Below are 13,796 nucleotides of genomic sequence, written 5' to 3'. Positions count from 1 at the left end.
TTCGGGCCGTCGGCAATGAACCTGCGATCTACCAGATCCGGCGCCGGCCTTGCGCCACGGCAGCGCTCCGTCGTACGAATCCACTTGCGACGACTGATTCCCACGAGGTTTTCCCGCTTCATCAGGCGCTCGACGCGCTTTCGGCCGATGCGGATTCCGTCGTCACGAAACTCACGGTGGATTCGGGGCGAGCCGTAGCTTGTGCGCGACATTTTGTGGATCCGGTGGATCTCGCCGACGAGCTCGCGATCGCGTTGTTCACGACGCGACGGCGTTCATTTCAACCAGGCGTAGTATCCGCTCGTCGAAACATTCAGCACGCGACACAGGCTTGTGACGCTGTGCTCGGCCTGGTTCGCCTTCACGAGTTCGAACGCCGCTTCGGCGTCCCCCCAAACTCCTTGGCGAACCAGGCCGTCGCCTTTCCCAGGATCTCGACCTCCTCGCGCAGGCGACGGTTCTCGCGGCGCAGCCCGCGCAGTTCCTCGCGCTCGTCGGTCGTCAGTCCGTCCTTTCTCTTGCCCCCGTCGCGCTCGGCCTGCTTCGTCCAGTTGCGGATCGTTGCAGCAGAGGGTTCGAACTCTTCAGCCAGTTTTTCAGGGGATCGGCCGTTGCGAACCAAATCGACTAAGCGATCACGCAAATCGGCCGCATACTGCGGGCGGGTTCTGGGCATCGTGAACTCCTGTTACCATAGCGGTTAGGTGTCCACGAAACCGGGGGAACTCCATGCCTGCTGCGGACTTGTCGATCTGCTCGGCCACAACTATCGGCCGACTGTCGAGGCAGCCCGTCGGAAACAACGGCATCGCTAGCGGCATGCTGCGGTACTGATTCAGCCGAGTTTGCGGTGGCGCGACCGTAGGATCGAAGCACATTCGGTACGGTTCGGATGGCACAACGTTGGCCAGTCCGAAGATGAATAGCCATCCGGCCACGGCGATTCCTAAGTGGAGGCGGCGAGTAGAGGCGTTCGACTCTTCCCGCCCTGATAACGCCGGGTTTTGGGTTGCTTGCTGATCGCTCACGCATGCCACCTCGCACCTTAGGGTTAGTGCCAGCCAACCGGTCCAAACGACCGTTCACAATCGACTGGGTACGAGCGAGCGTAGAAGGCAGAAGTGCTCGCGCGAGCGCTTCATACACTCGAGTCCAGATCTATGTCCAAGGGCTAGCGCGAAAAGGCGCACCCTTCTCGGACTTACAGACTTGTTGGGACCGACGTTCTCGGCGTCACAGGCTTCTTACGACGAACGTCGCGCAGGGGTAGCGAAGAAATCGCGGCGCTTCAGGTTCATCCTGAACTCGGCGGTGTGCTGAAATTCTACTGTCGGGAGGCTGCGTAGAGCTCGGCGGAGTTTTGGCACCTTACGGGATCGCCCTCTGCGAACCAGATCGACTAAGCGATCTCGCAAATCGGCCGCATACCGCGGACGGGGTCTGGGCATCGTGAACTCCAGATACCGCTCAAGCCGGTGCGCTGGCTGCGCCAAGAGCGGGGAATGCCACGAGTTGGCGACCACTTCCGGTTTCGGTGGCCGTTCCCGGGTCGACTTGACGAGTACTCGTCAAAATTCGCCCTTCACGATGGCAATTTGTCGGGCCGTAAAAAGGTGCGGAGCCGCGATTGCTCGTTGGCCAGTTAGAATATCGTGCGGTACTCGGCAACGTTTCCAGCGGCGCCTCTGCATGGAAGTGCCACCTTATCGATCGCACAACTCGTGGCAGATCTGCTTCGACCGCCCTAAAAAAAAATGGAACCGCTGTGAGAGTCGCCACAAAAAGAAAGCACATACTGACGGCGATGTTAGCAGCGCTACGTGCTGACTCTCGCTAGGAAGCCTTTTACGCGTATATCGCGCGCGACGGTCACTGACGTTTGTCTAAGCTCGACATTTTCCGTGAAGAGAACAAGACCTAGGAGCTTGCGTCAATGACGCGGGGCCGCAATATGCGTCGAGAATCAACTCGCGCTACTGTCCGATCCATTGTTAAAACTGAGAAGGAACTTTGCCGTATGAAACATTCCATGTTCTTCTTGCTGTCGTTTGTTCTTCTTGCTGCCGCGCTTCCGAATCGAGCTCTTGCGAACTGCCAAGTTGGTACTGGAGTTTCGCAAGCGAGCCCGATCTCTACCAACGATACGAGTTCCGGGGGCATGAACCACGTTATCTGCGGCCAGACGGTCAAGATCTATCCCGGCACGGGGTCGTGCGAGGTGATTCAGCGCGATACTGCGACAGGAAGCGTCGGCGCAACGTGCCTGCACCTTGGCAGAGGCGTCAAATTCACTGGAGGCTACACCTCTGAGCCCTTTACATGTCCGGCTGGTATATCGTGCGGTACGGCCATCGCGGTCGACGTGTCGGCATCGTCCGGCACGACTCAGGTTAACACCGTCTACATTGCAGGGGGATGGGGTTCCGGAATCGTCAACTCCTTCACGACCGTCGCCGCTCAGGTCAACTCGGCCAAGATCGCCCTCGATCCAACTATTACGAGCAGTGTAGGAATCGACGGTTTCAGGACCGTCAATACGAGCGAGGTATCCGGCGTCAAGGGAGGAGGGGCCGGTGTTGGCATCACCCTGTACGGCTCGACTACCGTCACCGGCTCAAGTATCCACGATAACGACAACGGTGTTTATAATTCGACCAGCAACACGCTCACCAACACCCTACTGGCAGGCAATGCGGTGAACATTCTCCACGACAGTGGGATCCTCAGTTCAGTAGACATGAGGGGTCTAGCAATTACATCCGGAACGACATGCAATTGTTCAAGGACGGTAGGGGGATGCACTGCCGACATCACCTATTGTGGAAGTTTCATCGGAGCGAATGTCAGCTTTGTGGACTACACAATCGAACAGTAGTGGCGTCGTCTCGGGGCGAGACCCGCACAGATAACTCCGGGCTGAACAAGGTCCCCTCCCGAGCGATTCCTGCTCGAGGAGGGGACTGCTGCTCGCGGCGTTCTCGAACATTCGCGTTTAGAGCCATCCACGGCGAGCAGGATTGTTCCGCCCAGCAATTTACCAAAAAGCGGGCACCGACCGCGTCGTGTGCCGAAACTCAGCCGACGGAGACGTGACCAATCGCGCGACGGTTTCCGAGCCGAGGCCGCGCGGCTTCCACCGACGACGTAGGTGCATGAACGCCAGCTCAGGCCCGCGGATTCGCATCGGTGATTTGCCGAGCTGACCGACCAGGAGGTGATGGACGGCAGCTCGGGCCGTTGGCATCAAGGTCTGCGTCGGCCCAGTATAGACGTTGCGACTGGCCGGTCTTGTGGGCTGCGTGAACAGGTTTGCGCCACACTCGGGAACGGCTCAATTGCGGACGGCGGCGATCGCTATCGGCGGCAGAGGAGATCCACCGGTAGCGCTCGCCGTTGCGCCCGTTCGCGGATGTGGGTGCGCCACTGTCGCGTCCTGACGAGTTGGTCATCGGACTCTGCGCGAAGATCAGTCTCTCCACGACGTCGCCCAGCCGCGACTCAGGCGAGCACCACCGTGATCTTGAAATCGGATGACTGTTAGTTAACCACTCTCAGAATTCTCTCCCCAGAGCGCCGTTCTGAGAGTGAAATTCGCCTCGTTCAGCCTTGGATCGACGCTCTCAGCAGCCGCTCTGGTTAACAGCCGATAGCCGCGTCGTGCTTGTTCGAAGTCGGAAACCCTCGCGACATCACGCGGATTTCGCGCCGCCGTCGCGGGTTCTCCCTCGAGCGCGCGCTCGCCGCTAAGGCGGGCCGTCAAGTTCGATAATCCCACCCTTGAAGTCCGTGCGGTTCTCATCAGCGTCGGTCCACGTTCCGTGGCGGTTGTCGCCGCTGTAGTCGGAGTAGTTAATGATCATGGCGTTTTCGCCGAGACCCCCATTGGGCTCGGGCGTGCCCTGATACCAGTTCGCATAGCTCGTGCTCGCCGGGTTACCGTTCTCCCACCAGCCACCGTCGCCTCCAACCCATTCCCAGTGACCTTCGGTTCCGAGGTCGTTGAAGCCTGTCCAGAGACCCTGGCCGAACTGCCCTGGCGTCCCGTACTGTTGACGCAGCCAGTCGTTCTCTGCGGCATCGTTGATCGTCACGAGGTGTCCGCCGGCAGCAATCGCTTTATCCCGAGACTCGTACCAGGTGCCGTACGGTGCGGTCACGGCATAGAAATGCCCATTGCCGCCTTCGCTCACGGGCCATTCCCTCCAATCGTATTCTACGAGAGGGTCGCAACTTTCGGGCTCCGCATCGCAAACAGAAGACGAGCAATACTTGCCACTGTACCGCCTTGCGTCGTTCTGGATGATCTCGATTCCGTTGCAGTGCAGGCAGTACCGTTGACCGTCGCCGAATTGGACCTGCACGTTTACTTCGGCTTGAGGCGCGTCGTTGAGCGAGTACGCGACGCCCGACTTGAGATTCATGACGAGCTTCCCGTTCGTTACGGAGGCGACGTTTCCCGTTCCCTCGTCCGCGTACGCCCAGCTTGAGCCATCGTTCGTCCAGCCTGTGCCGGCCTGCATCTTGAAGCAGAAATCATCGTTCGCGCTATAGACGTGGATTGCCGCTGAGGGGGTGACGCCATTCGGCAACAGGATAGCCGCGTCGCGCGACGAAACGCGGACCTGCCGATGGGTGAGTTTGCCGCCCTCTCTGATCGAAATCCCTCTCGCAGAGATGTCGGTGGCATTCGCCCGTCCCGCGGTCGCGAGAACGACCATCATCAAACCTAATGCCAGTCCAATTTTCGACATCGATTTGTCCTCCCCGGCAGAGCAGCCATCTTGCACCCCGCGTTCATCAAACATCGAACGCGGCTTGGGTGATACCCTTGTGCATGAGGCGTCCCCGTAGTGTGCCAAAATCCAGCCGATCAAAAGCGCGAGCGACCAGGCGGTCTTGCTTGCGACGTTAGCGAACGGCCTTGGCCTGCGGTTGGAGCGTATGTTGGCGCCCGTGGTCACGCCATTCTTCCAATTTCGCCTCGCGGTCATGGCTGGTTGGGCGAAGCTTAGCCACCAGGAGTCATCGAGTAGCTTCAGGCCGAGAACCGTGGCGCGCGGAGGTTTTAACTTGTTTCAAACTTGCCAGAGGACGATCCTGTCACCGTCGCCCTTAGAAACGCTACCCCGCAGAGGAGCTAGAATGCGCCAACGGATACAGAAAGTGTTCTGGCTCCAGTCGATTCAGTCACAAACCCGTCTTCTTCGTCAGGGCCCGCATAGGATCGTTGGCGCGCTTGTTGGTGCGTTTCTCTTGACCGCCGCATCCCAGTCGGCGGCCGGCATCGCCCCGACCAGCACCTGCAGCGCCGGGAAGGCGAAGGCGACAGCCGACGCGCTCCGATGCGTGGTGAAACGAAACAATGGCTCGATGCAGTATGGAACCACGTTGGATCTGAGCACTTGCGAGTCCAAGCTCATTTCTACCTTTCAATTGGCGGAGTCGGTTGGGCCGTGTTCGCTCGTAGGTGATGCGTCGGCGGCTTGGGCCGCGGTCGTTTCAAGCGAGGACGCGATCCTGAGTCTTTTGGGCGCAGCGACGGCGACGACGGCGGATCAAGTTAAGTGTGTGATCGGCCGCAACGGGATTGCTGCGCGTGTAGTCGGCTGTGACAACAAAATTGCACGCGGGCTTGTTCTGCACGACAGCATCAAACCAAAGACGAACTGGTTCGGCTGTTATGAGAAGTTCGCGCCGAGCTTTGATGCCGCATTGGACGGATCCTCCTGTCCGGGATCGAACGAGGTATGGCTCTCCATAAACGAAGTCGCCCGGACAATTGCAATGTACCTGAGGGGCGCAGATCTGAGCGGACAGGATCTGAGTACGACAAATCTTCTTCCGGGCGCCGATCTGACAGGGGCCGATCTTCACGGTTCTTCGCTTTGGCTATCAGACGTCTCGGCTGCCGTTTTCGCCGGCGCAAATCTGGAGGGAACGTACTGCCCCTACGCGGACTTTCAAAACGCAGATCTCCACGATGCCGACGTCGTGGGCGCGGATTTTCGCCAGGCAAAGGTTACTGGGGCGAATCTCAGCGGCATCGATCTCGCGGCCGTGACGAATGTCACTGCCCTTCAGACTGGCATCGTGTCGGGGTGTCCGGCTACTCTCCCCACCTCGTGGGCGTGCGGTGGCAATGCCCTCACTGGACCTGGCGTCAATCTTTCCGACCTTGATCTCGACGGCAGCGACCTGCACGGCAGAGTGCTGACAGATGCGCAAGTCTTGCAGACAACGTTTCAGGGAGCGGATCTATCGAACGCTGACCTCACCGACCTATTCTTCTATTACTCTGACCTGACTGGCGCGAATCTCACCGGCGCGACTTTTACCGGTGTCTACTTTGATTTCGCAATTCTGACTGGAGCACATCTTAGCGGAGCGATAGACGCCGGATTTCAGGGTGTTGACCTGAGCAGCTTTGATCTGAGCGCCGTTGATCTAAGTGGTGCGATCCTTTCTCAACAGGACAATGGACTCGGAGTGATGGCGTGTCCGATCGGCCTGCCCGCCGACTGGACCTGCCGCGGTGGAAACCTGTACGGACCCAGGGTGGACTTATACGACGGGGACCTTTCTGGAGCGGACCTGCACAACCTGCATCTAAGTCAGGCCGGACTAGCACGAACGATTATGACTGGCGCCGACCTGTCCGGTACAGACCTTTCATCCGCGTTTCTTGAGGATGCTGTGATGACAGGCGCCAATCTCACTAGTGTGGATCTTCAATCCGCGACCCTGACCGGGACCGTTCTCGATTCAGTGCAGTGGAACAATACTACCTGCCCCGATGGGACCAATAGCACCGTTGATGGTGGCTCATGTTGCGGACACCTCGCGGGACAGCTGCCGGCAAGCTGCAGCCCGTGAGTGTTCCATGCTGCGGGGGCTTGGGGTGAGGGTGTTAACCATACGCCGCTCTCGAAGGCGCGTAGTTAACGGAATCAGTTGACCACTCTCTGGGTTCTCTCCCCGGAGACCCGTTCCCGGCGGGCACTGGTGGCCCCGAGCGAGCTCTCGCACTGTCACTTCTGTGGAGCTTGAGCGCGGCATATCATGCCGACCGGCGAAGTCGGATAGCGCATCTCTGGACGTTTTGGTCTTGGAACTTTTTGGAACCCGGATTGAGCACCAACTGGATGGATAACGGTTCCGATGTTCTCTACAGGCAGGCGCTTGCCGCACGGCGTCTCCTTGACGAGGGCCGTATTTCCGAAGCGATTCTCGAACTGGAGAACCTCAGCGCCGCCGGTGAGCAGTTTTCTCAGGTGACCCTGGGGTGGATTCACGACATCGGAAAGGGAGTCGCCGTCGATACGCTGAAGGCGGAACGGCTGTACTCCGCTGCGGCGGAGACGGGGTACAGAGTTGGTCAGTACTACTTGGGAAGCCTTTTGGTGCGAGAACACCGAGATGCGGAAGCTGTGGGCTGGTTTAACCGCGCTTTTGATCAGGGATACGCGCCGGCGGGCTATCGGCTCGGCTGGATGTACAGCCAGGGCCGTGGAGTTTGTCGCGATGAATGTATCGCGGAGCGTTACATGAAGATGGCAGCTGAAGGCGGTCACCTATTCGCGCAACGATGGATAGCCCGGCGCGACCTCAGTGGTCGAAACGGCGTCCTCGCCTTTGCGCGTGCACTCCTGTTCTTTGCCTCCGTTCCTGTGCTGGCCGTCAGGTTCGTTAGCGATGATTCGAAGGATCCCAACCTTGCGCCCATGTAGTATCAATCGAATCCGAGCGACTTGGTCCGCATCATCGTGACCCGCGCGAAATTCGCTGCGGCTCTGCAGCCGTGCTCGGCGTTGCCGGAGTAGCATGGCGCGCTCGAGCCGACTGGGATCAAAAAGGGGGGCTGCCGAGGTTTGTTGCTGCGGGATGCGTAGCGTTGCGTCATGCCGCCGATCAATCGATAGCGCCGAATCCTGCCGCGAACCCACGGGCCACCGTCTCGTACTCTTTACGTGCATCCTCCGCCTCAGGAATGCCCGCCAGCGCGCTCCAGAGTCGAGTGCTCAGTCCGAAGCTCATGTTGTGTGGACACGGGTGTACCCGCGACGACATTCCGAGACACTCCACCGCCATCGCGATCTCGTCTCGATCCATGAGCGAAAGACCGAGCTCCGAAAGCGCGTGGTTCAACGAGCAGGCCGCTCGACAGAGGACCAACCGGTCGGTCTGAACGCGCAAGGTCGCACAGCGCTGACGGAGCCAAGAGAGTCCCGTCCTCTGCGCGAGCCAACCCACCGCAAAGATTGGAGGGCGGAGAGCGAGTCCGAATAGAATGGCTATGATTGACGACTTCTCTACCGGCCCCGGAAGCTGGGAATGAATCGTCCCGCCTTGAGAATATTCGTGTTTCCAGCGACGCCACTGGCGTAACTCGCTGGCAACAGTTCCCGCGTCAGGTTGGGGCAAGACAGGGAGCTTCATCGTCTATTCCGCCGACCGTCTGGAATAACCCGCGGCAGGCATTGAAGCTAGGCTGTAGGCTTCCTCAATCCGTTGACTCTCATAGATCGGCCTCCCTGTGACGATGGGCATGTAGACCACTTGCATGCCGTGAGTTGTAAAGACATAAGCACCGCGAACGGTGCTTGCGAGTGGCTAGTGAATTTCGGAGTCGACGTGGGATGGCGCCACGCTCTCTTTCAGGCCGATCGGTCTCCGCGTGACCCGCGTCTATTTTCATATTCTGAGTAGCCTAGTCGCGCTCTGCTTGGTGCGGCCAAGCTACGCCCTCATGATGTTCGACGCGCCTCGTCCCCTCGCTTCCAACGCAGCGACGGATCCTCCGACCAATGTCATTGATGACGTCTTCCCTGCCGTGGCTGGAGACGGACTAGGAAACTGGGTGACAGTGTGGTCCTCCAGCGATCCGGCGGTCGGCGTGACTCCCGGCACCTTCGGAGAGGATGCGGTCTTCTCTCGTTCGACCGACGATGGGCGCACCTGGTCTCCACTGGCAATCCTTAACTCTGATGCAGCGACCCAAGACGCTCAGGGCCAAGCCATTGCCACCAACGGGCAGGGCACCTGGATTGCCGGGCTTCACGGCGACGTAGATGAAGTCGAGGTCGTCCGATCGACTGACGCCGGAGCGACGTGGTCCGATCCGCTCAGGATCGATGGCCTCACTTCGAACGCTCTCGACCTCAGAATTGTCGCCGACACCAATGGATACTGGATGGCGATGTGGCTCGTAAATCCAACGCCCACGAGTACCCAGTGGGGGTTGGAGCTATCGCACTCAAACGACGACGGGGTAACCTGGTCAACGGCCTCATTTCTCTACGTCGGCGACACGGTTCTTGGCTTCGACGCTCGTTTGGCTACAGACCACGCGGGTAGGTGGATTGCTACATGGTGCGACGGATTCGATCGAATTAAAATGTCGGTATCGAGCGATGCGGGTGCCACATGGAGTTCCGCAATCCAACTCGGTGGTTCCAATCAGGGTGACGCATCTAGGCCAGATCTCGCGACCGATGGTGCGGGCACTTGGATCGTTGTCTGGGACACGACGTCGGCCATTCCAGGTGCCGATCAAAGCAACTTCGACTACGACATTGCGGCCGCTCGTTCTAGTGACAATGGGAATACGTGGAGCGCTGGAACCGCTATTGGTGGAGTCCCTGCGCTAACGACTTTCGGACAGCGCCAAGCTCCACGGGTGCGATACGACGGCGGCGTGTGGCAGGTGGTGTGGACTCAAGCATTTGACAGTCTTGGCGGGACAATCGGTCAAGAAGGGGATCTCGTCGGCGTTCGTTCGTTCGACGCAGGCTTATCGTGGACCGACCCCGCGGCGATAAACGTCAACGCCTCGCGTGACAATTCACCACCAACGGGCGGATTCCCCTGGCGAAATCTGGACTTCCTGCCCGATCTCGAAACGGCGCAAAACGGCACGAGCATCCTCGTCTGGACATCGACAAATTCTCTGAATGACACGATCGGCAGCGATTACGATGTCTTTTTTGCACGTTCCCATAACGACTGCCCGACAGTTCCGCTGGTGGGCTGCCGGGTGCCGACGGCAGCCCAGGACTCGAGTCTGGATCTGAACAATCCGCCCGGCGGTCACGACAAGTTGTCCTGGAAATGGAGATCCAGTGCCGGGACGATTCCTTCGGACTTTGGCGACCCGACGACATCGAGTAACTATGTCCTGTGTCTGTACTCCAGCGTTGAGGGGACCATTCGCAACGTATCTGAAATTGACGCAGCCGCGGGATCCCAGTGCGCCGGCGGCAGTTGCTGGCAGCACGCAGGGTCGGGGTTCCGCTATCGGGATCCTGATGAACGCAATGGCCCGATGAAGAAGCTGGTCCTCAGCGCGACGCAAGGCGGAGAGGCGGCGATCGGTGTGTCGGCAGCAGGAGCCGCGCTCGCTCCGCCCGTAATGCCGTTCGCATTGGACCCATCTGTGATCGCGCAGCTCATCAATATCGAGAACAATCAGTGCTGGGAGGCGCAATTCTCCGCGGCCGATATTAACGAGTCAGACCGGTTTAGCGGTCGATCTGACTAGAGACGCACCGGCTATTGATCGGTGCTCGGCTGGCGGAAGCGAATTGTTGGTGGGTCTGACTCGTCGCATCCGCTGAACCGCGGCATCCTGTTAACCAGCCGACGCTCTCAAGGTGCGTGGTTAACACAATCAGTTAACCACTCTCAGGAATCTCTCCCCGGAGAGGCCTTCTGAGAGCGAAAATTGCCCTGAATCCCTTCGGATCGGCGCTCTCTGCGGCCGCCCTGGTTAACAGGTTGGCGTCGAGTCTCGGCTGCTCGAACTCGCAAACCCTCGCGACATCACGAGGATTTCGCGCCGCTCCTGGTAAGGAGGCGGCGCGGACCATCCGCAGAGAGAGATTTGGTCTGGCGAGGATTTGGCTCCCCGGGCCGGACTCGAACCAGCGACATGGTGGTTAACAGCCACCCGCTCTACCGACTGAGCTACCGGGGAATCCGGCAAGCTTATACCGGAGCCTCGCGCCGGGGCAATTGGCCCGGGCAGCCAGCCGCTCCATTCCGGCCGGACCAGGCGTGCGGAAAATCCGGCCCGCAGCCGCAGCAAAAGCCCGGAAACGGGGCCGGGTGAGAAGACCGGCGCAAACCACGCGGCGCTCCGCGCGACGCGGCGACCCGCTCAGAACGGACAGGTGAGCGTCACGCCCTGACCAACCGCTCTCTTCAAAATCGCCAGCGCATCGCTCGCCGTCACCGATCCGCTCGAGTTCACGTCGCAGGTAATCCTGCAGCAGCCCGTGCCGACCGACGAGCGCAGCGCGGCCAGGGCGTCGGCCGCCGTGATCGTGTCCGATTCGTTGGCGTCCCCGCAGGTCGGCTCCAGCATGGTCGTCGTGGTAGCGAGCGGGGTCTCGAGCGCCGTCACCTGATCGGCCGTCAGCGCGTCGTCGTAGAGACGGATGCGCGAGACCGTCCCCGAGCGGTTCTCATTGCAGGCGGCGGGGCACTCGTTGTCCCGGAAGAAGCGCAGACTTTCGTTCACGCCGATGACCGAGAGAGCCGTCGTATCGGTGAACTGCAGCGCGAGGTTGCCGTTGATGTAGCCGTTGACGACGCCGCCGGAAGCCCGCGTGAACACCACATCGTAGTAACCGTCGGCCGGAAACGGGATGTTGGTATTGCCGGATCCACAGAAGAACGTCATCACGTTGCCGATCGAGTAGAGTCCGCAGTCGGCGACGCCGCCGTCAAAGCTCACCAGGCGCTGGTAGCCGCCGAACCCGTCGAAATGAAAGCGGAACGCAATCGAGTAGTGATCCAGCGGGATCAGCGGATCGAGCGCAGTCCACGCCACCTGGACGCCGTCGCCCGTGGGAAACTCGAGGACGTTTCGGAGCTGGGTGCCGACCTTGTCGATGACGAAGCAGTTCTGGCCGGGGCCGATCGGCGTGAGATCCGGCGCGGAGGCGACGTCGGACGTCAGGTCGCGGCGAAATCTGTAATCGGCGACGACGTTCGTCGCTGCCGCCGAGGTCTGGGCCGAGCCGCAGACGGCCGCAAAACATAAAGTCCACACCGCAAGTCGCTTCTTCATCGTCTCCTCACTTCGTGCGCCCGCTTCGCCGGGAGCGACGGCTGTTGCCTGCACCGGGGCAGTCTGCACGCAGCAGAGCGGAAGCCGCAATATGGGTGTGCCTCGATTGCGGGTGCGTCGGTGCACAAAAGGGAAGGAAAATTCCACGCCAAAGGGGAGGGGCAATCTATTGCAGGTAACCGAGCGACTTCAGATCCTTCTTCAGATCCTCCGGCATCTTCGGGTTCTTCCTGCCCGGCGCCTTGCCCTTGTCGCCGTCCTGTCCCGGCGGCTGGGCCGGCGCGGACTCTTTCGGACGGTCGTCGTGCTTGTCGGCCGACTCTCCGGTGGAGTCGTCGCCGTCGTCGGCGGCGATGGCTTTCGCGACCTCGTCGGGCTCGGCTGCGGGCCGGGGCAGGGGCTTTAGCGAATCGGACCAGGCCCTCAGCGTCTGCCGAAGCAGGTACGCCAGATTCTTCTCCGGAAGAGGGTGGTGCTCGTCGGGATCTTCCTTGAGATCGTACGCTTCGTCGTTGCCTTCCTCGATGTACGAGATCAGCTTGACCGTCGGCTTGGTGATCGCAATTGCGCGGCCGCGGCTTCCGAGGCTTCCCGCTGCGCTGTCGGCTTCGCTGTAGACCACCGGAAAGCCCTTCTGCTTGCCCATCAGCATCGGCAGGAGCGTCACGCCCGGCATCGCATGCTCGATGCCGACGATGTCGAGAAGCGTGCGCGCCACCGAAATCGACGCAGGAATGAGCCCTTCTTCGCGCATTCCCTGCGGGGAGAAGCCTGGAATATAGACCATGTACGGAACGTGGATCGACTCGTTGTAGAGGAATCGCACGTGGTCGCAGTTGCCGTGCTCGAAGAACTCTTCGCCGTGATCGGAAGTGAGCAGGATCACGGTGTTGTCCATCAGGTGAAGCTGGTCGAGGGTCTGCAGCAGGACGCCGATCGCACGGTCACCGTGATGAATCGAGGCATCATAGTAACGCACGATGTGTTCGCGCTTGGCATCGTCGGGCACGCCGCGGTCGTCCTGGAGGCAGTAGCGCGGCTGCTCGACGTCGGAATCGGCGGGCAGGCCCATCTCCTTTTTGTCGACCGCCTTCGAGTAGTACGGCCGGTGCGCGTCGTAGCCGTGGAAGAACAGGAAGAACGGCTTGTCCTTGTGCTCCTCGAGCCAGTCGATCGTCGAGTCGAGGTTGTGCTCGTAGCGGCGACCCCGCGAGATGTACTGGTCGAAGCCGCGGTCGAAGCCGTAGTGGTAGGAGACGAACCCGCCTCCGGTAAAACCCGCCGTTGCGTAGCCCGCCGAGCGGAACACTTCGGGGAGCACGGTGTTCTGGTCCGACAGGATCCGGGTTGCCGGATAGCGCAGCACGCCGAGACGGCTCGGGTAAAGTCCGCTCAGCATCGAGGCGTGGGCGGGCAGCGTCCACGGCGCCTGCGAAATTGCGCGCTCGAACAGGACGGACTTCTTCGCCAGCGCATCGACGTTCGGCGACGTCGCCCTCTCGTAACCGTAAGCGCCGAGATGGTCCGAGCGGACCGTGTCGAACGAGATCAGGATGACGTTGCAGTGCTCGCAGAGCGGCCGATCGGCGCGCGCACCCGACTCGGGGGAGCGAAGGTAAAGCAGGGCCAAGGCGAAGGCCGCGACGGCCAGGGCGCTCGCACGCAGAAGGACATTTGCCATCGAAGGGAACTCGTGGGTTAGTCTAGCCTTTTCGGGCGCCGGGCT

At 60.4% G+C, this 13,796-nt stretch carries 9 protein-coding genes and 1 tRNA gene; 4 read left to right on the top strand and 6 right to left on the bottom strand.

Features of this window, described 5'->3' with window-relative positions; genetic code table 11:
* The coding region (locus VGK20_10535; GenBank protein ID HEY2774469.1) for an IS3 family transposase at positions 1–212 on the bottom strand (212 nt) is incomplete at its 3' end.
* 149 nt (positions 213–361) lie between these two features.
* Positions 362–676, bottom strand: a complete 315-nt coding sequence (locus VGK20_10530; GenBank protein HEY2774468.1) for a transposase — start codon at positions 674–676, stop codon at positions 362–364.
* A gap of 1,341 nt (positions 677–2,017) precedes the next feature.
* On the opposite strand from VGK20_10530, the gene VGK20_10525 reads away from it, so the two are divergent.
* Positions 2,018–2,875 carry a hypothetical protein gene (locus VGK20_10525; GenBank protein HEY2774467.1) on the top strand — a complete coding sequence of 286 codons (858 nt, stop codon included), beginning with the start codon at positions 2,018–2,020 and terminating at the stop codon, positions 2,873–2,875.
* Between the two features lie 868 nt (positions 2,876–3,743).
* Here the strand turns inward: VGK20_10525 and VGK20_10520 are convergent.
* Entirely contained in the window at positions 3,744–4,961 is a 1,218-nt protein-coding gene (locus VGK20_10520; GenBank protein ID HEY2774466.1) for a lectin-like protein, read from the bottom strand.
* A gap of 202 nt (positions 4,962–5,163) precedes the next feature.
* Between VGK20_10520 and VGK20_10515 the strand changes: the two genes are divergently transcribed.
* The 3 genes from VGK20_10515 (at position 5,164) to VGK20_10505 (ending at position 10,537) form a co-directional block, all read left to right on the top strand.
* Positions 5,164–6,873 (top strand): pentapeptide repeat-containing protein, encoded by a 1,710-nt coding sequence (locus VGK20_10515; protein ID HEY2774465.1) that lies wholly within the window; start codon positions 5,164–5,166, stop codon positions 6,871–6,873.
* 254 nt (positions 6,874–7,127) lie between these two features.
* Positions 7,128–7,727: a tetratricopeptide repeat protein gene (locus tag VGK20_10510; protein ID HEY2774464.1), complete on the top strand. Its 600-nt coding sequence runs from the start codon at positions 7,128–7,130 to the stop codon at positions 7,725–7,727.
* A 1,019-nt stretch (positions 7,728–8,746) separates the two neighbouring features.
* Entirely contained in the window at positions 8,747–10,537 is a 1,791-nt protein-coding gene (locus VGK20_10505; protein ID HEY2774463.1) for a sialidase family protein, read from the top strand.
* Positions 10,538–10,896: 359 nt separating this feature from the next.
* Here VGK20_10505 and VGK20_10500 read toward each other — a convergent pair.
* The 3 genes from VGK20_10500 to VGK20_10490 all read right to left on the bottom strand — a co-directional run bounded on the left by VGK20_10500 (position 10,897) and on the right by VGK20_10490 (position 13,751).
* Positions 10,897–10,972 (bottom strand) — tRNA-Asn (locus VGK20_10500).
* A 183-nt stretch (positions 10,973–11,155) separates the two neighbouring features.
* Positions 11,156–12,070, bottom strand: a complete 915-nt coding sequence (locus tag VGK20_10495) for a LamG-like jellyroll fold domain-containing protein (protein HEY2774462.1) — start codon at positions 12,068–12,070, stop codon at positions 11,156–11,158.
* A 166-nt stretch (positions 12,071–12,236) separates the two neighbouring features.
* On the bottom strand, positions 12,237–13,751 hold the full coding sequence (locus tag VGK20_10490) for a sulfatase (GenBank protein HEY2774461.1): 1,515 nt from the start codon (positions 13,749–13,751) through the stop codon (positions 12,237–12,239).
* Positions 13,752–13,796: the final 45 nt, after the last annotated feature.

It is taken from the genome of Candidatus Binatia bacterium, assembly GCA_036493895.1.
In the GTDB taxonomy this organism is placed as follows: domain Bacteria; phylum Desulfobacterota; class Binatia; order UBA1149; family CAITLU01; genus DATNBU01.
The sequence above is the reverse complement of the archived record's forward strand: the minus strand, read 5'-3'. Positions and strand labels throughout refer to the sequence as shown.